This window comes from Blastococcus sp. KM273128 (genome assembly GCF_021698975.1).
Classification (GTDB): domain Bacteria; phylum Actinomycetota; class Actinomycetes; order Mycobacteriales; family Geodermatophilaceae; genus Blastococcus.
This window is the reverse complement of the sequence record NZ_SSXA01000074.1, coordinates 1-22540: the sequence shown is the minus strand read 5'-3', so window position 1 is coordinate 22540 and position 22540 is coordinate 1. Positions and strand designations below refer to the sequence as shown.

The window sequence follows — 22540 nt, the reverse complement described above, 5'->3', positions numbered from 1 at the left end:
GTCGACGAGCCCGGCACCCTGCCGGACCGTAGAGGAGGAACTCATGCGCATCGCCAAGCGGACCGCCGTCGTCACCGCGAGCGCCGCCGCCGTCCTGGCCGTGGCCGGCGGGGTGGCGGTCGCCACCGTCGGCGGGGAGGAGGGGGACGAGCGGACCCGCCCGGGCACCGTGGCGGTGGACGAGTCGGCCCTGCCCGAGGACGACGCCGCCGAGCAGTCCGCGCTGGCGGAGCTGGCCACCGTGGCGGAGGACGAGGCGGTCGACGCCGCCGTGGCGTCGGTCGGGGGCGGCGAGGTCGTCGCGATCGAGCTGGAGGACGAGGACGGCTACGTCGTCTGGGAGGTCGAGGTCCGCGCCCAGGACGGCGCGGTGCGCGAGGTCACCGTCGACGCCGGCGACGCGAGCGTGCTGGGGAGCGAGTCCGAGGAGGACGACGACACCGACGACACCGACGACGACTACGACGACGAAGACTGATCCGCGCCGCCGTCGGACCTCCGCCACCAAATCACTACTCAGCGTGATCGATCGCTGACAGTGCAGGGCGTGACGCGCACGGTAGGCAGAACGGGCCTCCGGCGAACGGGTGACGGCGGCATGGTGCTCCGGGGACGGGGCAGTCAGCATGGGTTGCCCTGTTCCCGGAGCCCTGGAGGCGTGCCGTGCCCTACTCGCTGGTGAGTGCTGCCACCCTCGGGTTCGACCTGGTCCGGCTGCCCGCCGGCCGGCAGGTCGCCGAGGTCCTCCTCGCCGGCCTGGGGGTCGACGAGCCGGCGCTCATCCGCCTGGCCGGCGCCCACCCCGCCCGCGGGCTGGACCGCGAGCAGCGCGGGGTGCGGGCGGTCCGCAACCGCCGGGCGCGGGAGATGGCGGCGGCCGTGCCGCACGTGCGCACCGCGGCCGACGCCGCCGAGGGGGCCGGTGACCGCACCGCCCTGCTGGTGCGCCAGCTCGAGCTCGGCACGATCGGTGACGCCCCGACGCTGGAGCGGTTGCTGCGCGACGACGTCCTGGGCCACGAGCACCCGCTCGCGGGCCGGGTCGACGACGGCACGTGGGAGCAGGCCGCCGACGTGCTGGCCGACGCCGCCGTCGGCTTCTGGGCCGCCGGCGTGCTGCCGCCGCTGGTGCGCCGCGAGCTGACCGTCGCCTTCGACCGCGCCCTCGACGGCGGGCGGCTCGCAGGGCCCACCGGCTGGGGGCTGGCCGACGCCGGGGAGCTGACCGGCTTCCTCGCTGCCGTCCGTGACCTGGACGACGCCGGCCGGGCGGGCTGGCGGGTGGCCGTCGACGAGGGCCGCGCCGCGCACCGCCCCTGGGCCACCGCCATGCACGAGGCGTCCTGGGGCGCGCACGTCTCCGGGCGGACCCGTTCGCTGGCCGCGGCGCAGCTCCTGGCCGTCCAGGCCTTCCTCGACGGCGGCTTCGACCTGCACGACGGCGCCGCCGGCGTGTGGAACGCCGTGGCCGGCTGCGTCCAGGCGATCGTGCTCGACGACCTGCTCGGTACCGAGAACGCCGCGGTGCTCCGCGCGCCGGGCCGGCGCGTCGCCGCCCTCGCCTGATCCGTTCGCGGCCCTGTGCCGCGCATTCCCGTGCCCGGCCGGTGATCATCCCGGCCCGGGCCGGTGATCGTCGCCGACCGCCCCCGGTGACCTTTCGCGGCGCTTTGTCGACAATGGTCGTGCCGGTCGTCGTCCATCCGCATTGGTGACGAGAAGATCGCGCCACGCATTTCGCGTGTCGGCTTCACCCTGCCGTTCCGCCGCCGAAGATCCTGGTCAGCACCAGCCTGCTCCGGCCGCGATCCCGCGCGCCCTCGCGGCGCTGGGGCGCCTCAGGGGAGCGCAGTGCGCCGCACCCGGGACACCTCGGACCATTCCGCAGGAATGGCGGTCGAGGCTCTCGGGTGGGTGTCGCTTCAGCTTTTCGGGCGTCGCGCCGCGGCATTCCGCCACCGATCTCCCGAGCATTCCGGGAACGCGGGGTCCGCACCGCTGAAGGGCTCAAGCCGGACGCGGAGATGCCGATACAGACAACGTGCCCGCCGGTCGGCGCGGGCAGGGCCAGGAGGACGTGTGAACCCGATCCGGGTGATGGTGGTCGACGACTCGGTCGTCGTCCGCAAGATCGTCACCGACGTGCTCTCCGCGGACCCGGGGATCGAGGTCGTCGGCACCGCCGTCAACGGCAAGGTGGCCCTCGGGAAGCTGCCCCAGCTCAAGCCCGACCTGGTCACGATGGACATCGAGATGCCGGAGATGAACGGCATCGAGGCCGTCCGGGCCATCCGCGGGACGCACGACCGCGTGCCGATCATCATGTTCAGCACGCTCACCGAGCGCGGCGCCACCGCGACCCTCGACGCGCTGTCGGCGGGGGCGAACGACTACGTCACCAAGCCGGCCAACGTCGGCAGCGTGGCGCAGTCCATGGAGAGCGTGCGCGAGCAGCTGATCCCCAAGATCAAGGCGCTCACCGGCCGCCCGGTCACCCCCGTGCGCCCGGCCGCCGCGGTGGTCCCGCCGCCACGCCCGGCCGCCCCCCGCACCGGCCCGGGCAAGAAGCCGGCCGTGCTGGTCATCGGGTCCTCCACCGGTGGGCCGGAGGCGCTCGCGCGGGTCCTGCCCGCGCTGCCGGCGAACCTGCCGGTGCCGGTGCTGCTGGCCCAGCACATGCCCCCTGTCTTCACCCGCCAGTTCGCCCAGCGGCTCGACCGGCTCTCGCCGCTGCGCGTGGTCGAGGCGGTCGACGGCACCCCGCTGCTGCCCGGCACCGTGCACCTGGCCCCCGGCGACCACCACCTGGTCGTCCGCGCCAACGGCCGCGCCGGCTTCACCACGGCGCTGAACCAGAACCCGCCCGAGAACTTCTGCCGCCCCGCCGTCGACCCGCTGTTCCGCTCCGCGGTGGCCGCCTACGACGGCGCCGTCCTCGGTGTCGTGCTGACCGGCATGGGCGCCGACGGGCGGAACGGCTGCGGGGAGATCCGCAACGCCGGCGGCACCGTCGTCGTGCAGGACCAGGCCACCTCGGTCGTCTGGGGCATGCCCGGGGCCGTCGCCCAGGCGGGCTACGCCGACGAGGTGCTGCCGCTCGACCGGATCGCCGAGGCGATCCAGCGCCACCTCGCCGGTGCCGCACCCCTGAACACCGGAACCACCATGGCCGTGGGAGGTCGTCGATGAGTCTGACCGCGACCAGTTTCGACTGGGTCCGTGACCTCGTCCGCAAGGAGAGCGCCATCGTGCTCCAGCCGGGCAAGGAGTACCTGGTGGAGGCCCGCCTCCTGCCGATCGCCCGGCAGATGGGGATGGCCGACGTCACCAAGCTGGTCGAGAGCGTGCGCGTCCGGCCGGACGCCGACAGCCAGCGGCGGATCGTCGAGGCGCTCACCACCAACGAGACCTCGTGGTTCCGCGACGGCGACCCGTTCACCGCGCTCACCTCGACGGTGCTGCCGTCGCTGCTCACCGCCCGCGGCGCCAACGAGCGGCTGCAGATCTGGTCGGCGGCCTGCTCCAGCGGGCAGGAGCCGTACACGATCGCCATGCTCCTGGACGACGCCCTGCCCAACGCCGCCTCGCGGGTGTCGATCACCGCGACCGACCTCTCCCGCGAGATGGTGCAGCGCACCCGCGCCGGCCGGTTCAGCCAGCTCGAGGTCAACCGCGGGCTCCCGGCGCCGATGCTGGTCCGGCACTTCGCCCGCGCCGGCAACGAGTGGGAGGTGTCGCCCAACCTGCGCCGCATGGTCAACGCCAGCGAGTGCAACCTCGCGGCGCCGCTGCCGCGGATGGGCCCGTTCGACGTCGTCTACCTCCGCAACGTGCTCATCTACTTCGACCTGCCCACCAAGCAGTCGATCCTCCGCCGCGTGCGGGACCTGATGCGGCCCGACGGGTGGCTGTTCCTCGGCGCCGCCGAGACCACCCTCGGCGTCGACGACTCCTGGGAGCGGGTCGTCATCGGCCGCAGCTCCGCCTACCGCCCGCTGAAGGGGGCATGACATGCGTGCACTGGTGATCGACGACTCCCGCGCCATGCGCCGGATCGTCACCGGCATCCTCACCGGCTTCGGCTACGAGGTCCGGGACGCCGAGCACGGCCGGGCCGCGCTCGACGTGCTGGACGAGGGCTGGCTCCCCGACCTGGCCACCATCGACTGGAACATGCCGGTGATGGACGGGCTGCAGTTCGTCTCCGCCGTCCGCGCCAACCCGGCGTGGCGCTCGATGACCATGATGATGGTCACCTCGGAGAGCGAGCACACCCAGATCGTCCGCGCCCTCGCCGCCGGCGCGCACGAGTACGTGATCAAGCCGTTCACCGCCGACGCGATCCGCGACAAGCTCGCGCTCCTCGGCCTGCTCCCGCAGGAGGTCTCCCTGTGACGACGACGGACACGGGTGCACGGCGTCGCTCCGGCGACGTGCGCCCGGTCATCACCGACCTGATCGACGCCGCCACCGTCGAGGCGATCGCCGCCGAGGCGTGGGTCGCCCTCGTCGGCGAGGACGAGGTCCTGGTCCCGCTGCCCGGCGAGCTGCCGGTCGACATCGTGTCCAGCTGGGTCGACGTCGTCGGTCCCTGGACCGGCAGCGTCGTCCTGACCACCGCCCGCAGCACGGCCGAGGAGCTCTCCCGCGCCCTGCTGCGGGACACCGCCCCGGCGGTGCTCGACGACGAGGACGTCGCCGACGCCTTCGGCGAGATCGCCAACGTCGTCGGCGGCAACGTGAAGGCCGCGCTGCCCGGCCCCTCGGCGCTCAGCCTGCCGCAGGTGGGCAACGCGCCGCTGGTCCGCAACCCGGCCGACGTGTGCCGGCTCGACCTGCTCTGGCGCGGCGAGCCCGTCGCCATCTCGGTGCAGGGCGCACTCCCGCCCCTGCCCGGTACCACCCCTACCCGCAAGAACGAGGTGTCCTGAGTGAAGATCCTGATCGCCGACGACAGCCGCGTGATGCGGCAGATCGTCATCCGCACGCTGCGCCAGGCCGGCTACGACGACCACGACATCGTCGAGGCGGAGGACGGCGCCGACGCCCTGGCCAAGGTCTCGTCCGAGCAGCCCGACCTGGTGCTGTCGGACTGGAACATGCCGAACATGACCGGCATCGAGTGCCTGCAGGCCATGCGCGCCTCCGGCTCGGTCGTCCCCTTCGGCTTCGTCACCTCCGAGGGCTCGCCCGAGATGCGGGAGAAGGCCGCCGACGCCGGCGCCCTGTTCCTCATCGCCAAGCCCTTCACGGAGGACACCTTCAAGGAGCACCTGGACGGGGTGATCGCATGACCGCCCCCACCACGGGTGTGCAGCTGCCCGCCGCCAAGGACATCCGCGACATGCTCACCGGCCTGGTCGGCAAGCCGGTCAACGTCTCCCCGGGCGCGCCGGTCACCCCGACGCCGGAGAAGCCGGTGGCGGTCGCCGTCTACGTCGACCCGCAGATGGCCGTCAACGCCCTGTGCCTGATGGACCTCGGCGCGGCGGCCTACACCGGCGGCGCGCTGGCGCTCCTGCCCCCGGGCGGGTGCCAGGACGCCGTCGAGGAGGACGGCGAGCTGACCTCCATGCAGGTCGAGGCGCTCCACGAGGTGGTGAACGTGCTGTCCGCGCTGTTCAACACCCCGGGCGCCCCGCACTCCAAGCTGCACAAGCTCTACGCCCCGGGCGAGGAGCTCCCCGGCGACCTCGCCGGCATGCTGTCGGCGTTCAACCGGGTCGACCTCGCCATCGTTGCGTCGCCCCTGCGCGGACCCCTCCGGGGCCCACTCGGGACGACCGTGCTCGCCGCGGCCAGGTGCCGTCCCCGGCGGTCGCTGAGCCGTTGCGTCGTCCCTGCGCGGACCCCTCCGGGGCCCACTCGGGACGACCGTGCTCACCGCGATGACGAGACCCCCGCTGCTCCTCGGAGCGGCGGGGGTCTCGTGTTGCACGTGGAACCGTCGTCAGGCGGATGCCGAGGCGCGCTCGTCGCAGGCGGTCGGCAGGCAGGCCCAGACGTGCTTGCAGTCCTCGTCGACGTACCAGCCGTGGGCCACCGACAGCCGCGCCACCAGCTGCAGCCCCATGCCGCCCTCGGCGGGGTCGCGGTCGACCGTGGGGGCCGGCATCGCCTGCGGGGCCCGGTCGCTCACGTCGAGCAGCCAGCCGCCGCTGCCGGCGACGACCGTGGCGACGACCGGGTGCTCGCCGTGCCGCAGGGCGTTGGAGGCGAGCTCGTCGAACGCCAGCACGAGCTGCTCGCCCGAGACGTCGTCGGCGGGCGCCTCCTCGACGTCGTGCATCAACGAGCGCAGCGCCGCCCGGGCCCGCGGGAGCTCCGCGAGGGACCCGAGCCGCCAGCGCCACACCTCGCCGCGCCCGTCCGGTAACGGGCGGACCGGCCACGCGAGTCGCCCCATGCCTCCCCCTCGACTCGGGTCATGGACCGTCCCGTGGTTCCCCGGCCGGGTCGGTGTCAACCCCCTCCCGGACGCGGAGAGGGGAGTGTGCCGAGCATCACGTTCCCCTCCGCAGGGGGTGGAGCGGGCGTGCAGGATTGCCAACGGGTCCCGGAACGGTCAGGCTCTGGGGCCAGGCTGCCGACCGCGCGGCGGGACGGGGCAGGGATGACGGTGGACGACACCGCCCCGGAGCTGAGCGGGTTGCTCCTGGAGGCGGTCGAGGGCATGGACCGCCCGCTGTTCGTCCTCTCCGAGGACTGGCGCTTCCGCTACATCAACTCCGCGGGCGCCCGGGTGCTCGCCCGGACGGTGCCCGGCCTCCTCGGCCGGGACGTCTGGGCGGAGTTCCCGGAAGCCGTCGGTGGACCGTTCGACCTCCTCTACCGCTCGGTCCGGGCCACCGGCTGCGCGGGCAGCGTCGAGGCCTGGTACGAGCCGCTGGCCACGTGGTTCCGGGCCGACGCCTTCCTGACCGACGCCGGGCTGGTGGTCACCTACGACGACATCACCCAGGCGCGCCGCGCCGAGGAGGAGCGCGCCGCCGCGGTGCACGCCCGCGAGCTGGCCGCCGCGGAGGCAGCGCGGGCCGCCGGGGTGGCCGAGGAGTCCGGCCGCTTCCTCATGCTCCTCGGCGAGATCAGCCAGGAGATGACCTCGACGCTGGACACCGACGAGGCCGTCGGCCGGTTCGCCGCGCGGGTGGTCCCCGAGCTGGCCGACTGGTGCCTGGTCAGCGTCGTGGACCCCGACGGCACCCGCCGCGACGTCGGCCGGGCCCACCGCGACCCGGAGATGGCCGCGGCGATGCACCGGTACGCCGACGCGCGGGTCGCCTCCAACGACGCCACCGCCCCGGTCCCGGTGGCCCTGCGCCGGGCCGAGCCGGTCATCATCGAGGAGCTCACCGAGCACGACTTCGAGACGATGATCCGGGACGACGCGAGCCGCGCGGCGCTCGCGCCGCTGGCGCCCTCCGCCGTCGCCACCTTCCCGCTGATCGCCCGGGGCGAGGTGTTCGGCGCCTTCACCCTCGTGAACGGCGCCGACCGGGGGCCGCACACCCCGGCGGAGCTGCGCACGGCGGATATCGCCTCCCGGCGGGCGGCCCTGGCGCTGGACAACGCCCGCCTGGTCACCCTCAACCACCAGGTGGCCGAGCGGCTGCAGCTGAGCCTGCTGTCCCCGCCGGTGCAGCCGGACCACCTGGAGCTGGCCGTGCGGTACCGCCCGGCGACGCGCGGGGTCTCCATTGGCGGCGACTGGTACGACGCGTTCCTCCAGCCCGACGGCGACACGGTGCTCGTCATCGGCGACGTCATGGGTCACGACATCGGCGCGGCCGCCGCGATGGGGCAGATCAAGACCCTCGTGCGGGCCATCGCCTTCGACCGGCTGGAGGAGCCGGCCGGGCTGCTGCGCCGGGTGGACAACGCCCTGGTGGGGCTGGCGGTGCCGGCGATGGCGACCGCGCTGGTCTGCCGCATCGAGCAGGGGGAGGCCGAGCGCGCCGCCGGGACGCGCCGGTTGCACTGGGCCGCGGCCGGGCACCCCGACCCCCTGCTCCTGCTCGCCGACGGCACGGTGCGCGACCTCGCCGTCCCGGTCGGGCCGCCGCTGGGGTCGGGCTGGGTCGAGCAGCTGTCCGGCGGCGCCGCCCCGCTGCCCGACGGCAGCACGCTCGTCCTGTTCACCGACGGCCTCTTCGAGCGGCGCGGTGAGCTCCTGGACGACGGCCGGGAGCGGCTGCGGGCCGTGCTCGCGGGCTCCGCCGACCTCTCCCTGGACGAGCTGTGCGACCGGCTGCTCGAGGAGATGCTCGGGGAGGGCGTCGAGGACGACGTCGCCGTCCTGGCGGTACGTGCCCACCCGGTCGACCGCCCCCGGCCGCTCGAGGCCGGCCCCGAGGTGCTGCCGCCGACGCTCCCGCACCCTGCCTGACGGAGTCCTTCCTCAGTCGGGGTGGCGCAGCAGGTACCGGCCGAAGTGCGGCACCGTGAACGCGATCTGGCCGCGCTCGGCGGAGTAGACCAGGCCCTTCTTGATCAGCGAGTCGCGGGCGGGGGAGAGGGACGCAGGCTTGCGGCCCAGCGAGACGGCGACCTCCGACGTCGCCACCGCGGCGCCGCCGGGGCCGCCCAGCTCCGCCATCGCGTGCATGTACTCCCGCTCGGCCGGGGTGGCGCGGTCGTAGCGCGAGCCGAAGAACCCGACCGCGAGCTCGGCCTCGGCGACCGGCGCCGCCATCGCGACGTCCGCGGCGGTGATGGGGGAGGAGGCCGCGAGGTCCCAGGTGACCTTCCCGTACGCCTGCACGAAGTAGGGGTAGCCGTCGGCCGCCTCGTACAGGGCGTCGAGGGCGGCCGGCTCGAAGGTGACGTCCTCCCGCTCGGCGGGCGCGAGCAGCGCCCGGTCGGCGGCGGCGCGCTCGAGCCGGTCGATGCGCAGGTAGCGGAACAGCCGCTCCGAGTAGCTCTTCGACGCCGAGAGGACGGCCGGCAGGTGGGGGAGCCCGGCACCCACGACGATGAGCGGTGCGCCCTGCTGGGAGAGCTCGTGGCAGGCGGCGCAGATCGCCGAGACGTCGTCGGGCTGGATGTCCTGCATCTCGTCGATGAACAGGGCGATCCCGCTGCCGATGTCGGCGGCCACCCCGGCTGCGTCGCTGAGCAGCTCCACCAGGTCGATCTCCATGTCGCCGGAGTCGGCGCGCCCGGTCGCGGCGGGCACGTCGATGCCCGGCTGCCAGCGGTCGCGCACCTTGGCCTCGGCCGCGTTCACCCGCTGGGCGAACGCCTTCACCACGCCCAGCACCTCGGCCACCGACTCCTGGTCGCCGTGCCGCGGGCCCAGCTCGCGCAGCGCCATGTGCAGGGCCGAGGAGATCGGCCGGCGCAGCGACTGCTCCGGTCGCGCCTCGATCTTGCCGGTGCCCCAACCCCGGGAGATGGCGGCCGAGCGCAGCTGGTTGAGCAGCACCGTCTTGCCGACGCCGCGCAGCCCGGTGAGCACCAGGGAGCGCTCCGGGCGGCCGCGGGCGATCCGCTCCAGGACGACGTCGAAGGCCTGCAGCTCGTCGTCGCGGCCGGCCAGCTCGGGCGGGCGCTGGCCGGCGCCCGGGGCGTAGGGGTTCCGGACGGGATCCATGTCGTGCACCGTATGCGGTTCTCTAGCCTGTGCCGTAGAGATGCGTAGAAGTGGCGATGGCGTGTCGCCCGTGGCCGGGAGGCGTCAGAGGCGCGCGTGCGCCCGCCCGTCCAGCCAGGCCCGCACCGCGGCGGCCTGCCGTTCCAGCGTCTCGTGGAACGGCCCGAAGAAGGGCGCCTCGGTGACGTCGAGCCGGTGGCGCGTGCCGTCGTCCAGGAGCAGGAACACCGCCCAGCCGCGCCCCGGGCGGCCGGCCCGGTCGATCCCGACGGCCGTGATCTCGCTGCGCAGGAAGGTCCGGGTGGACCAGGTGTTGCGCACCGTCAGCCGTCCGTCCGTGCTGCCGACGACGCTCCAGGACAGCATCCGGCCGACGACGACCGCCACGAGGCACGTGAGGGCCACGACCGGCACGAGGAGCCGGCCCCACGCCTGCGGGCGCAGGACGACCTCGCCCAGCCACAGGCCCAGGAGCACCGGACCCAGCACCCGGACCCAGGTCGGCGGCCGGATCGCGAGCGGCTCGTCGGCGCTCGTCACGACGGCATCCTCCCCGTGTCGACCAGGATCTGCCACCGTCTAGCCGAGGGCGTAGACGGCGGAAGACGGGGCCAGATCCCACGATCGGGCGGGCAGCGGGGATAGCGTCGTCCCGTGATCAAGTTCCTGCTCAAGGTCGTGATCTTCGCGGCGGCCTTCTACGGGCTGACCTACTTCGACGTGCTCCCCGGCCTGGAGGTGCTGCCCAACCCCGACGGACCGCTGGGGGAGTACGGCAGCTACCTGTGGATCGGGCTCATCTTCGGTGTCGTCAACGCGCTGGTCGGGCCGGTCCTGCGGCTGCTCTCCCTGCCGTTCGTGCTGCTCACCCTCGGGCTGTTCCTGCTCGTGGTGAACGCGGCGCTGCTCGGGCTGACCGCGGCGATCACCGACCGGCTCACCATCGACGGGTTCGGCACCGCGGTGATCGGCGGGCTCATCCTCGCCGTCGTCGGCTGGATCGCCGACCAGCTCCTCGACCGCTGAGGCGCCGTCCCGGCGCGCTGCCCGCGTCGCCGTGACGCTGATCTCAGGGAGCAGTAGCGTGGCCAGACATGGCCAGTGACACCGGTGTCACCCCGGGGATCCCGGTGCGCGACCGGGACGGCGGCCCCTCGAGCGGCGCTCTCACCGAGCTCGCCGCCCTCGAGGCAGGCCGCGACGAGAAGAGGCAGCTGCTGCGGAAGGCGGCCGCGCTGGCCGTCACCGACGCCGAGCGCGGCGCGCCGGCGCTCCCCCAGGGGTGCACCGCCGCCGACGTCCCGGCCTTCTTCCGGCGCTACTACTGGAGCGAGCCCGCCGAGGAGGTCCTGGGCACCGAGCCGGCCGCTCTGGCCGCGCTCGCCCTGGGGCACCTGGCGCTCGCGGAGGTCCGCCCGCCCGGCGCCGCGACCGTCGACGTGCGGGGCATCCCGGGTGGCCGGGGCGCCGGCCGCACCGTGGTCCGGCTGGTCACCGACGACATGCCCTACCTCGTCGACTCGGTCACCGCGGAGGTCACGCGGCAGGGGTTCGGGCTGGAGCACGTCGTGCACCCGGTGCTGGTCCTGCGCCGCGACGTCCGCGGGCGGGTGCTCACGTTCTGCGACAGCGGGGACCCCGCCTCGTGCGGCCCCGACGCGCTCGCCGAGTCCTGGATGGCGATCGTGCTCGACGGCCCCCTGGACGCGGAGGCCGCCGACGACCTCGTCGCCGGGCTGCGCACCGTCCTGGACGACGTGCGGGCGGTGCACGAGGACACCGGCCGGATGCGGGACCGCCTGCGGGCGCTCGCCGCGACGGTCGAGGAACGCGACGCCGCCCCGGCCGGGGACGCCGCGGACGACCCGGCCGAGGCCGCGGCGCTGCTCCGCTGGCTGGCCGACGGCAACTTCGTGCTCCTGGGCGCCCGCGAGGTGACGCTCGCCGAGGACCCGGACCGCCCCGCGGTCCAGCCGGTGGCGGGCACCGGCCTCGGCGTGCTCCGCAGCGACACCGGCATGGGCGGCACCTCCGGCAGCACGCCGGAGACCGCGAGCGCCCCGGTCGACCACCTCCTCACCGTCACCAAGGCCGACAGCCGCTCGACGGTGCACCGGCGGGCCTGGCTGGACCTGGTGAGCGTCACCCTGCCCGACGGCCGGGACGGCACGCGGCGGCAGTGCCGCTTCGTGGGCCTCTTCCCGACGTCGGCCTACACGACCAGCGTGCTCGACGTCCCGGTGGTGCGGCGCCGCGTGGCGGAGGTCGTCACCGGCTCCGGCGTGCCGGCCGACAGCCACACCGGCAAGGAGCTCCTCGACGTCCTGGAGACCTACCCCCGCGACGAGCTGATGCAGGTCGGCGCCGACGAGCTGCTGCCGGTCGCCATGTCGGTGCTGCACCTGCAGGAGCGGCGGCAGACCCGGCTGTTCCTGCGGCGGGACCCCACCGGCCGGTTCTGGTCGGCCCTGGTCTACCTCCCGCGGGACCGCTACACCACCGAGGTCCGGGTCGCGATGCAGCAGCTGCTGCTCGCGCGGCTGGGCGGCTCCAGCATCGAGTTCACCGCCCGGTCCACCGAGTCGGTGCTGGCCCGGCTGCACTTCGTCGTCCGCCCGCCGGTGGGGCGGCAGGGGGCCAAGCAGCAGGTCGACGTCGACGTCGAGGCGCTGCAGGCCGATCTCGCCGCCGCCGCCCGCAGCTGGAACGACGAGCTCTCCGACGCGCTGGCCGCCCGCTTCGGCGCCGACGCCGAGAAGGTGTTCGCGCGGATCGCGGACGCCTTCCCCGCCGCCTACCAGGAGGACTTCGACGCGCAGCGCGCCGTCGAGGACGTGGTGCGGCTGGACGCCCTGGCCCCCGGTGAACTGGCGCTGCGGCTCTCCACGCCCACCGCCGCGGCGCCGGGGGAGCGCCGGCTCACCGTCTACCGGGTCGGCGAGCGGCTGCTGCTCTCCCAGATCCTGCCGATGCTGCAGAACATGGGCGTCGACGTCGTCGACGAGCGCCCCTACGAGATCGACCGCATCGGGGCGCCGCCCACCTGGATCTACGACTTCGGCGTCGCCGTCCCGCCGGTCGAGCTCCCGCTGCTGCGCTCGCTGCCCGAGCGGTTCACCGAGGCCGTCAGCGCGGTCTGGCGCGGAGAGGCCGAGGACGACGGCCTGGGCGCGCTGGTCGTGCTCGCCGGGCTCAACTGGCGGCAGGTGACGGTCGTGCGCGCCTACGTGCAGTGGCTGCGCCAAGCCGGGCTGCCGTTCAGCCAGGCCTACGTCGAGCAGACGCTGGCCGCCCACCCCGGCGTGGTGGCGCGGCTGGTGGCGCTGTTCGAGACCCGCTTCTCGCCGGGCCGGGTCACCGGCCGGGACGCCCGGCAGGCCGACCTGGTCGCGGCGCTGGAGCGCTCGATCGGCGAGGTCGCCTCCCTCGACGCCGACCGCGTGCTGAGCTCGCTGCTGGCCGCGGTCACCGCCACCCAGCGCACCACCTACTACGCCTCGACCCCGGAGCGGCCGACCCCGCTGGCGCTCAAGATCGCTCCCGCCGGGGTGCCCGACCTGCCCGAGCCGCGCCCGGCGCACGAGGTCTGGGTCAGCTCGCCGGGCGTCATGGGCGTGCACCTGCGCTTCGGCAAGGTGGCCCGCGGCGGGCTGCGCTGGTCCGACCGGCGCGAGGACCTGCGCACCGAGGTGCTCGGCCTGGTGAAAGCGCAGATGGTGAAGAACACCGTCATCGTGCCCACCGGTGCCAAGGGCGGCTTCGTCGTCAAGCGCCCTCCGGCGGACTCCCCCACCCACCCCGCCTCCCGCGAGGAGGTGCTCGCCGAGGGGCAGGCCTGCTACCGGCTGTTCGTCGGCGCGCTGCTGTCGCTCACCGACAATCTCGTCGACGGCGAGGTCGTCCCCCCGGAGAAGGTGGTCCGGCACGACGGCGACGACAGCTACCTCGTCGTCGCCGCGGACAAGGGGACGGCGACCTTCTCCGACCTGGCCAACGAGGTGGCGCTGGAGCGCGGCTACTGGCTGGGCGACGCCTTCGCCTCCGGCGGGTCGGTCGGCTACGACCACAAGGCCATGGGCATCACCGCCCGGGGCGCCTGGGAGTCGGTGACCCGCTACTTCCGCGAGCTCGACGTCGACGTGCAGCGGGAGGACTTCACCGTCGCCGGCATCGGCGACATGTCCGGCGACGTGTTCGGCAACGGGATGCTGCTCAGCGAGCACATCCGCCTGGTGGCCGCCTTCGACCACCGGCACGTCTTCCTCGACCCCACCCCCGACGCGGCGACGTCGTTCGCCGAGCGCCGGCGCCTGTTCGCGCTGCCCCGCTCCTCGTGGGCCGACTACGACACCTCGCTGATCAGCGAGGGCGGCGGCGTGTGGCCGCGCACGGCCAAGACCGTGCCGGTGTCGGAGCAGGCGCGGGCCGCCCTCGGGCTGCCCGGCGGGGTGACGGCGCTGAGCCCGGTGGAGCTCATCCGCGCGGTGCTGCTCGCACCGGTCGACCTGCTGTTCAACGGCGGCATCGGCACCTACGTCAAGGCCTCCGGCGAGAGCCACCTGGAGGTCGGCGACAAGGCCAACGACGCCGTGCGGGTGGACGGCCGGCAGCTGCGGGCGCGGGTCGTGGGGGAGGGCGGCAACCTCGGGCTGACCCAGCGCGGCCGGGTCGAGTACGCGCTGGCCGGCGGTCGGGTGAACACCGACGCCATCGACAACTCGGCCGGCGTGGACACCTCCGACCACGAGGTCAACATCAAGATCGCGCTGAACCGGGTGGTCGACGAGGGGCGGATCGACGCCGAGGGGCGCGCGGCGCTGCTCGGCGAGATGGCCGACGACGTCGCCGCCGCCGTCCTCACGCACAACCACGCGCAGAACGCGACGCTGGCCGGCGAGGCCGCGGCCGCGCGCAGCCTGATGGACTCCCACGAACGGTTCATCCGCAAGCTGGAGCGCTCGGGCCGGCTCAACCGCGCCGTGGAGGCGCTGCCCGACGACCGCGCGCTCACCGAGCGCCGCCGCGACGGGCACGCGCTGACCAGCCCGGAGCTGTCGGTGCTGCTGGCCTACGCCAAGCTCGAGACCGGCGACGCGGTGCTCGCCTCGCCGCTGCCGGACGACCCGGCGCTGGAGGCGCTGCTGGTCGACTACTTCCCCGGCCCGCTGCGCAGCCGGTTCCCCGCCGCGGTCACCAGCCACCCGCTGCGCCGCGAGATCATCGCCACGGTCCTGACCAACCGCACGGTCGACATCGCCGGGGTCACCGGGCTGTTCCGCCTCGCGGAGGAGACGGGGGTGCCGCTGCCGGCGATCGTCCGGGCGCACGCGGTGGCCCGCGCGGTGTTCGGCGTCGACCGGATGTGGGACGCCGTCCGCCCGCTGGACAACCAGGTGTCGGCGGCCACGCAGGTGGAGGCGCGCACGGAGGCCACCCGGCTGGCCGAGCGGGCGGCGCGCTGGCTGCTGCGCCAGCCCGAGCTCACCGCCGGGGACCCGCCGCCGCTGGCGGAGGTGGTCGACCGGTTCGCCCCGGCGGTCCGCGCGGTGGAGGCGGGGCTCCCCGGGTGGCTGCTCGGCGGGGAGGCGGCGGCCTACGAATCGCGTGCCGCCCGGCTGCAGGAGGCCGGGCTGCCCGCGGAGCTCGCCGCGCGGGTGGCGTCGGCGCCGCTGCTGCCGGCCGCGCTGGACCTGGCCGTCGTCGCCGAGCGGACCGGTGCCCCGGTCACCCTGGCCGGCCAGGTCATGCAGGGGCTGGCCGAGCGCCTCGGGCTGGTGACGCTGCGCGAGCAGGTGATCGCCCTGCCCCGCGACCGGCGCTGGCCCTCCATGGCGCGGGCGTCGCTGCGCGACGACCTGGCGATGGAGCAGTCCTCGCTGACCGAGGACGTGCTGAGCCTGCGCACCGGCGACGACGAGGACCCCGCCGCGCTGGTCGGCCGGTGGGCCGAGGGCTGGGACCCCGCGCAGCGCCGCGCGGCCGCCCAGCTGGCCGACATCACCGCCGGGGAGCGGCACGAGCTCGCCGAGCTGCTGGTCGCCGTCCGGACCCTCCGCGGGCTGCGCAGGCGCCGCCGGGCCCGGCGCCTCCCGCGCCCGGAAGGGGACGTGACCGGGGCGCCTCTGGGTGCTTCTCGGACCGTCTAGCGGGAGACCTAGAGGGCCGTAGAGGACGGCAGTCACAGGACCGTCATCCGCGGTGGGGGTTGGCGGGGCCGCGCGCGGGCAGGGTGCCACGGACCCCTGCCCCCGACGCGAGGACCGCCCGTGCCGCTCCGCCCCCTCCACCGCACCGACGGCTACCTGCCAATCGAGGATCACGGGCTCATCGGGGACGGCGTCACCTGCGCGCTGGTCGCCCGGGACGGCGCGATCCCGTGGCTCTGCCTGCCCACGTTCGACGGCGAGCCGTTCGTCGCGGGCCTGCTGGACGCCCGGGGGGGCGGCACCTTCTCCGTCACCCCGGCCGGCCTCCGGCAGGCCGAGCAGCGCTACCTGCCCGACACCGGCGTGCTGGTCACCGAGCTGCACGCGGTCGACGGCGTCCTGGAGCTGACCGACTGCCTGCCGCTGCGGTCGGGTGCCGACCTGTCCGAGCCGGTGCCGGCCGGGCGCGGCGAGATCCTGCGCACCGCCCGGGTGCTGTCCGGCTCGGTCGACGTCGAGGTGCGGCTGGCTCCGAAGGACGGCGTCCAGGTGCGCTCGGAACTCGAGGCCTGGCGGATCCGCTGGCCGGCCCGCCCCGACCTGGACCTGCTGCTCTGGTGCTCGCACCCGCTGACGCTCAGCGGCGACGGCGCGATCACCGGCCGGGCGCGGCTGGCGGCCGGTGAGCGGCTGACCGTCACCCTCCAGTGGTCCGGGCAGACCCACACCCGCGCCCGCCACGACCCCCAGCGGCTCCTCGACCAGACCGCCGCGGCGTGGCGTGACTGGGCCGGCTGCCTGGCCTACGAGGGCCCGCAGCGGGAGCTGGTGCGGCGCTCCGCGCTGACGCTCAAGCTCCTCGACCACGTGCCCACCGGGGCGGTGATGGCCGCCGCCACCTCGTCGCTGCCCGAGGGCATCGGCGGGGAGCGCAACTGGGACTACCGCTACACCTGGGTGCGCGACGCCGCCTTCACCGGCTACGCGCTCAACCGCATCGGCATGGGGGAGGAGTCGTACGCCTTCCTGGCCTGGACGCTGCGCAACGTCGAGCGGCGCGGTCGGGTCGACATCATGTACGCCCTCGACGGGGAGCCGCCGGCGACCGAGTGGCTGGACGCCACGCTGTCGGGCTACCGCGGCTCCTCCCCGGTCCGCTGGGGGAACGGTGCGGCCCGGCAGGTGCAGAACGACGTGTACGGCGAACTCCTCGACGTCGCCTACCAGTGGGTGCGCGGCGGCGGCGAGGTGAGCGAGCCGTTGTGGATCGCGCTGCGGTCCCTGGCCGAGCAGGCCGTCTCCCGGTGGGAGACGCCGGACCACGGCATCTGGGAGATCCGCGACGCCGGGCGGCCGTTCACCTACTCGGTCGCCATGTGCCACGTCGCCGTCGACCGGGCGCTGCGGATCGCTGAGCACCAGGGGCTCCCGCACCCCCGGGAGCGCTGGCGGGCCGAGGCCGACCGGATCCACCGCACCCTGCTCGACCAGGCGTGGGACCCCGACCGGGGCACGTTCACCGAGCACCTGACCCCGCCGAGCGGGGGCGACCGCGGTGGGCTGGACGGCTCGCTGCTCACCCTGCCCCTGCGCCGGGTCGTCGCGGCCGACGACCCGCGCATGGTCGCGACCACGGAGGCGGTGCGCCGCCACCTCTCCGCCGGCGACGGGCTGCTCTACCGCTACCTGCACGAGGAGTCGCCCGACGGGCTGCAAGGAACCGAGGGCGCCTTCCTGCTCTGCAGCTTCTGGCTGGTCGACAACCTGGTCGGCCAGGGCCGGTTGGAGGAGGCCCACGACCTCTACGCCTCGCTCTGCGGCCGGGCCACCGAGCTGGGCCTGCTCGCCGAGGAGGTCGACCCCTCGACGGGCGCGTTCCTCGGCAACTTCCCGCAGGCGTTCAGCCACGTCGGCGTGATCAGCAGCGGGTGGAACCTCGCGCGGGCCACCGCCGCCGCCGAGGGAGGTGCGGCACGGTGACCCGCTCGTTCGTGGTGCTCGGGGGTACCGGGGACCTCACCGGCCGGCTGCTCCTCCCCGGGCTCGCCGAGCTCGTCGCCGCCGGTGCGCTCGCCGGGCCGGCCGCGGTGGTGGCGGTCAGCCGCGAGGAATGGACCGACGAGGAGTACCGCGGCTGGGCGCGCGACCGGCTGGCCGAGCACGCGGCGCACGTGCCCGAGGAGGCCCGCGAGCGGCTGCTCGGCCGGCTGGGGTACCGGCAGGGCGACGTGACCGTCCCCGCCGACCTGCGGGCCGGCCTGGAGCGCGCCGGCGGTGTGCCGGTGGTCTACCTGGCGCTGCCGAACACCGTCTTCCTGCCCACGCTCGAGGCGCTGGCCGAGGTCGGGCTGCCCGAGGGTGCGGTCGTCGCCGTCGAGAAGCCGTTCGGGCGCAACCTGGCCGATGCGCGGCAGCTCAACGAGGTGCTGCACCGGCTGGTGCCGGAGGAGCAGGTCTTCCGCACCGACCACTTCCTGGCGATGCAGACGGTGCTGAACATCCTGGGGCTGCGCTTCGCCAACCGGGTGTTCGAGCCGGTGTGGAACGCCCAGCACGTCGAGCAGGTGGAGATCGTCTTCGACGAGACCCTGGGCCTCGAGGGGCGGGCCGGCTACTACGACACCGCGGGCGCGCTGCGCGACATGCTGCAGAACCACCTGCTCCAGGTGCTGGCCGTCGTCGCCATGGAGCCGCCGGCCGCCCTGGACGCCCACGGCCTCGCCGCGCGCAAGGCCGACGTGCTGCGCGCCGTCCGCTCCCCGGAGGACCCGCGCCGGGACACCGTCCGCGCCCGCTACACCGCCGGCCGGGTGGGGGAGCGGGAGCTGCCCGACTACACCGCCGAACCGGGCGTCCACCCCGACCGCGGCACCGAGACCTACGCCGAGTACACGGTGCAGGTCGAGAACTGGCGGTGGGCGGGCGTGCCCTTCCGGCTGCGCTCGGGCAAGGCGCTGGGCGCCGACCGGCACGAGATCGTGCTGCGCTTCCGCCCGGTGCCGCACCTGGCCTTCGGGCGGCAGGACGGGGAGGCGCACCCCGAGCCGGACGTGCTGCGGCTGCGGCTGGACCCCGACGCGATCAGCCTCGAGGTCAACCTCAACGGCGCCGGTGACCCGTTCGACCTGGAGCGGCGGGCGCTGGCGGCCGAGCTCCCGCCGCAGGCGCTCTCGGCGTACGGGCTGCTGCTCGGGGGGCTGCTCGACGGGGAGGCGGCGCTGGGCATCAGCGACGTCGAGGCCGAGGAGTCCTGGCGCATCGTCGAGCCGGTCCTCGCGGCGTGGGCCGCGGGCGAGGTCCCGCTGCTGGAGTACCCGGCCGGCTCGGACGGCCCGTCACCCGCCTGACCGTTGCGCCGCCGTCCTGACGCCGCTCCGTTCCCCGCCGGACCATGCGAACTCGTGGCCATCAGCCGCTGACGACCACGAGTTCGCATGGTTCGCGGCTCCGAGCGAGGTCTCGGCTGGTATGACGTCCTCTAGCGTGGGAGCTAGAGAGCGGTAGAACGCTTCAGAGGGGCGGGCGGCGCTCGCCGAACCGGGTCGCCTGCTCGAAGGCGTGGCCCACCTCGAGCACCCGACGGTCGGCCCGCGGCGGGGCGATCACCTGCAGCCCGACCGGCAGCCCGTCCTCCGTGAAACCGCCCGGCACCGAAAGCGCGGGGCAGCCGGTCGCCGAGATGACGGTGCACGAGCGCATCCACTCCAGGTAGTTGTCCTGGTGGACGCCGGCGATCTCGGTCGGGTACTCGACCTCCACCGGGAAGGGGAGCACCTGCGTGGTGGGCGCGAGCAGCACGTCGTACCGCTCGAAGAAGGCGACCACCCGCTCGTAGAGCTTCGTGTGCAGCTGCGCGGCGCGGGCCACGTCGGAGCCGGTGAGCTTCGCGCCCAGCTCGGCGTTCCAGCGGATCGACGCCTTGACCTGGTCCGGGTGCCGGCGGGCCAGGTCGCTGAACGCGGCGTCGAACAGCCAGGCCCGCAGCGTGCCGAACACCTCGTCGGCGCCGGACAGGTCGGGGCAGGCCTCCTCGACGGTGGCGCCCAGCGACTCGAACACCGCCACGGACGGCGTCAGGACGGCGGTGATCGCCGGGTCGACGGTCACCTGGCCGCCGAGGTCCGGCGCCCAGGCCACGCGCAGGCCGTCGAGGCGCTCGGGCAGCGGCGCGGCGAAGCCGGACGGGTCGTCGGACAGCGAGATCGGCACCCGAGGGTCGGGGCCGGCGATCACCGAGAGCTGCAGCGCGACGTCGGCCACCGTGCGGCCCATCGGCCCCTGCACCGACAGCTGCGACCACGCCATCGGCGCGGGCCAGGTGGGCACCCGGCCCGGGGTGGGCCGCAGGCCCACGACGTTGCAGAACGCGGCCGGGTTGCGCAGCGACCCGCCCATGTCGCTGCCCTCGGCGACCGGCACGAACCCGGCCGCCAGGGCCGCCGCCGCCCCGCCGCTGGAGCCGCCGGCGGAGAGGCCGTGCCGGTAGGGGTTGTGCGTGACGCCGAACACCGGGTTGAAGGTGTGCGAGCCGGCCGCGAACTCGGGCACGTTGGTCTTGCCCACCCGGACCGCCCCGGCCCCCACCAGGCGCGCCACCACCAGCTCGTCGGCGTCCGGCACGGTCTCCGCGTGCAGCGGCGAGCCCCAGGTGGTGCGCATGCCACCGGTGGCGTGGGTGTCCTTGTGGGCGACCGGCAGCCCGTGCAGCGGGCCGAGCGGCCGGCCGGCGGCCTGGGCGGCGTCGGCGGCGTCGGCGGCGGCGCGGGCGCCCTCGGCGTCCACGGTGACGACGGCGTTGACCCGGGGGTCCAGCCGCTCGATCCGCCGGAGGTGCACCTCCAGCAGCTCGCGGGCGGACACCTCGCGGTCGCGGACCAGGGCGGCGAGCTCGGTCGCGGGACGGGTGCAGAGGTCGTCGTCGGCGGTCACCCGGGCAGCCTGCCAGAAACCCGCCCGCGCGTGACCGGCGGCCGGGGGGAACGATGGACGGCGATGACCGAGGACCACGACCCCGCCGGCGACCCCGCCCCCGAGGGCGCCACCTTCGACGACCTGGGCCTGCGCCCGGAGCTGCTGCGCGCGCTGGACGCCCTCGGCTACGAGGAGCCCACCCCCATCCAGCAGCAGGCCATCCCGCCGCTGGCCGAGGGGCGCGACCTGCTGGGCCAGGCCGCCACCGGCACCGGCAAGACCGCCGCCTTCTCGCTGCCCGTGCTGCAGCGGATGCCGGCCCACCGCACCGACCGGGCCCCGGTCGCGCTGGTGCTGGTGCCCACCCGCGAGCTCGCCGTCCAGGTGTCCGAGGCGCTGCACCGCTACGGCCGCGACCTCGGCGCCCGCGTGCTGCCGGTCTACGGCGGCGCCCCGATCGTGCGGCAGCTGCGCGCGCTGGAGTCGGGCGTCGACGTCGTCGTCGCCACCCCCGGCCGCGCCCTCGACCTGCTCAACCGGGGCTCGCTGCGCCTCGACGGGATCGCCACGGTGGTGCTCGACGAGGCCGACGAGATGCTGGACATGGGCTTCGCCGAGGACCTGGAGGCGCTCCTCGAGGCGACGCCGGAGGAGCGGCAGACGGTGCTCTTCTCGGCCACCATGCCGCGTCGCCTCGACGCGCTGGCCCGCCGCCACCTCTCCGACCCGGTGCGGATCACCATCGCCCGCGAGCGGTCCGCCCCCGGGACCGCGCCCCGCATCCGCCAGACCGCCTACGTGGTGCCCCGCGGGGCCAAGCCGGCCGCGCTGGGGCGGATCCTCGACGTCGAGGCGCCGGCCGCGGCGATCGTCTTCTGCCGCACCCGCGAGGAGGTCGACTCGCTCACCGAGACGCTCAACGGCCGTGGGTACCGGGCCGAGGCGCTGCACGGCGGCATGAGCCAGGAGCAGCGCGACCGGGTGATGGGGCGGCTGCGCGGCGGGACGGCGGAGCTGCTGGTGGCCACCGACGTCGCCGCGCGCGGGCTGGACGTCGAGACGCTCACCCACGTCGTCAACTACGACGTCCCCTCGGCGCCGGAGTCCTACGTGCACCGCATCGGCCGGGTGGGTCGGGCCGGCCGCGAGGGCGTGGCGATCACCCTTGCCGAGCCGCGCGAGCACCGGATGCTCAAGACCATCGAGCGGGTCGCCGGCGCGCCGATCGCCGTCGAGAAGGTGCCCACCGTCGCCGACCTCCGCGCCCGCCGGCTCGACCTCACGCGGGCCGCGCTGCGGGAGAGCCTGCTCACCGACTACCTCGACCGCTTCCGCGTCGTCGTCGAGACCCTCACCGACGAGTTCGACCTCGTCGAGGTGGCGCTCGCCGCGGTGAAGCTCGCCCACGAGGCGACCGGCCCGGTGGACGACGACGAGGAGATCCCGCAGGTCTCCTTCCGCCCCGAGCGGGACGGCGGGCGGGCAGGTGGCGGGCGCGACGGCGGGCGGCGCGACGAGCGGCCCGCCCGGCCTGCGGGCCGGTCCGGTGGCCCGGCCGCCCGGCTGTTCGTCGGGGTGGGCCGGGACGCCGGCATCCGCCCGGGCGACCTGGTCGGCGCCATCACGGGGGAGACCGGGCTGACCGGGCGTGACGTCGGGTCGATCGAGATCCACCAGCGGTTCGCCCTCGTCGAGGTGCCCGAGGCCGCCGCCGACGAGGTCGTGCAGGCGCTCCGGGCCACCATGATCAAGGGGCGCAAGGCCCAGGTGCGGCGCGACCGCGGCCGCTGACGGATCGGTAGCGTGGCGCAGCGTTGAACTTCGCGGATCTTGTGAGGTGATGGCGGCAACTTGATTGAGGAGTAGCCGCTGTGTCGATCACTACCCTGGC

General features: G+C 74.9%; 17 protein-coding genes. 13 read left to right on the top strand and 4 right to left on the bottom strand.

The genetic code is table 11. The annotated features are described in order from the left end of the window. Window positions 1-43: 43 nt before the first annotated feature. From E9529_RS17420 to E9529_RS17390, 7 genes are all read left to right on the top strand, one after another. Entirely contained in the window at window positions 44-478 is a 435-nt protein-coding gene (locus E9529_RS17420; protein WP_236832534.1) for a PepSY domain-containing protein, read from the top strand. Window positions 479-663: 185 nt separating this feature from the next. Then, a complete protein-coding gene (locus tag E9529_RS17415) occupies window positions 664-1566 on the top strand; it encodes a hypothetical protein (RefSeq protein ID WP_236832533.1) in 903 nt (300 codons plus the stop codon). Between the two features lie 513 nt (window positions 1567-2079). Further along, the gene (locus E9529_RS17410) at window positions 2080-3189 is read left to right on the top strand and encodes a chemotaxis response regulator protein-glutamate methylesterase (RefSeq protein ID WP_236832532.1); all 1110 of its coding nucleotides are present in this window, start codon (window positions 2080-2082) and stop codon (window positions 3187-3189) included. Further along, complete coding sequence (locus E9529_RS17405) at window positions 3186-4010, top strand: protein-glutamate O-methyltransferase CheR (RefSeq protein WP_236832531.1); 825 nt, start codon at window positions 3186-3188, stop codon at window positions 4008-4010. The genes E9529_RS17410 and E9529_RS17405 overlap by 4 nt, the downstream gene beginning before the upstream one ends. Window position 4011: 1 nt before the next feature. Further along, complete coding sequence (locus E9529_RS17400; protein ID WP_236832530.1) at window positions 4012-4395, top strand: response regulator; 384 nt, start codon at window positions 4012-4014, stop codon at window positions 4393-4395. Beyond that, window positions 4392-4931 (top strand): chemotaxis protein CheX, encoded by a 540-nt coding sequence (locus E9529_RS17395; RefSeq protein ID WP_236832529.1) that lies wholly within the window; start codon window positions 4392-4394, stop codon window positions 4929-4931. Before E9529_RS17400 ends, E9529_RS17395 begins: the two co-directional genes overlap by 4 nt. Next, the gene (locus E9529_RS17390) at window positions 4932-5294 is read left to right on the top strand and encodes a response regulator (protein ID WP_236832528.1); all 363 of its coding nucleotides are present in this window, start codon (window positions 4932-4934) and stop codon (window positions 5292-5294) included. It abuts the gene before it with no gap. A 656-nt stretch (window positions 5295-5950) separates the two neighbouring features. Here the strand turns inward: E9529_RS17390 and E9529_RS17385 are convergent. Further along, window positions 5951-6406, bottom strand: a complete 456-nt coding sequence (locus E9529_RS17385) for an ATP-binding protein (protein ID WP_236832527.1) — start codon at window positions 6404-6406, stop codon at window positions 5951-5953. A 207-nt stretch (window positions 6407-6613) separates the two neighbouring features. On the opposite strand from E9529_RS17385, the gene E9529_RS17380 reads away from it, so the two are divergent. After that, window positions 6614-8386, top strand: coding sequence for a SpoIIE family protein phosphatase (locus tag E9529_RS17380; RefSeq protein WP_236832526.1), 1773 nt, complete (start codon window positions 6614-6616; stop codon window positions 8384-8386). Window positions 8387-8398: 12 nt separating this feature from the next. Here the strand turns inward: E9529_RS17380 and E9529_RS17375 are convergent, their stop codons facing one another. Both E9529_RS17375 and E9529_RS17370 read right to left on the bottom strand, forming a co-directional pair. Continuing rightward, window positions 8399-9592 (bottom strand): ATP-binding protein, encoded by a 1194-nt coding sequence (locus tag E9529_RS17375; protein ID WP_236832525.1) that lies wholly within the window; start codon window positions 9590-9592, stop codon window positions 8399-8401. 84 nt (window positions 9593-9676) lie between these two features. Next, the gene (locus E9529_RS17370; RefSeq protein ID WP_236832524.1) at window positions 9677-10132 is read right to left on the bottom strand and encodes a hypothetical protein; all 456 of its coding nucleotides are present in this window, start codon (window positions 10130-10132) and stop codon (window positions 9677-9679) included. A 114-nt stretch (window positions 10133-10246) separates the two neighbouring features. On the opposite strand from E9529_RS17370, the gene E9529_RS17365 reads away from it, so the two are divergent. From E9529_RS17365 to E9529_RS17350, 4 genes are all read left to right on the top strand, one after another. Next, window positions 10247-10618, top strand: coding sequence for a phage holin family protein (locus tag E9529_RS17365; protein WP_236825474.1), 372 nt, complete (start codon window positions 10247-10249; stop codon window positions 10616-10618). Window positions 10619-10686: 68 nt separating this feature from the next. Next, window positions 10687-15738, top strand: a complete 5052-nt coding sequence (locus E9529_RS17360) for an NAD-glutamate dehydrogenase (RefSeq protein ID WP_236832523.1) — start codon at window positions 10687-10689, stop codon at window positions 15736-15738. 120 nt (window positions 15739-15858) lie between these two features. Further along, window positions 15859-17718 carry a glycoside hydrolase family 15 protein gene (locus tag E9529_RS17355; RefSeq protein WP_236832522.1) on the top strand — a complete coding sequence of 620 codons (1860 nt, stop codon included), beginning with the start codon at window positions 15859-15861 and terminating at the stop codon, window positions 17716-17718. Next, a complete protein-coding gene (locus E9529_RS17350) occupies window positions 17715-19085 on the top strand; it encodes a glucose-6-phosphate dehydrogenase (RefSeq protein ID WP_236832521.1) in 1371 nt (456 codons plus the stop codon). The genes E9529_RS17355 and E9529_RS17350 overlap by 4 nt, the downstream gene beginning before the upstream one ends. Window positions 19086-19248: 163 nt before the next feature. Here the strand turns inward: E9529_RS17350 and E9529_RS17345 are convergent, their stop codons facing one another. Further along, entirely contained in the window at window positions 19249-20667 is a 1419-nt protein-coding gene (locus E9529_RS17345; RefSeq protein WP_236832520.1) for an amidase, read from the bottom strand. A gap of 63 nt (window positions 20668-20730) precedes the next feature. Here E9529_RS17345 and E9529_RS17340 point away from each other — a divergent pair, with 63 nt between their 5' ends. Then, on the top strand, window positions 20731-22440 hold the full coding sequence (locus E9529_RS17340; protein ID WP_236832519.1) for a DEAD/DEAH box helicase: 1710 nt from the start codon (window positions 20731-20733) through the stop codon (window positions 22438-22440). Window positions 22441-22540 lie beyond the last annotated feature (100 nt).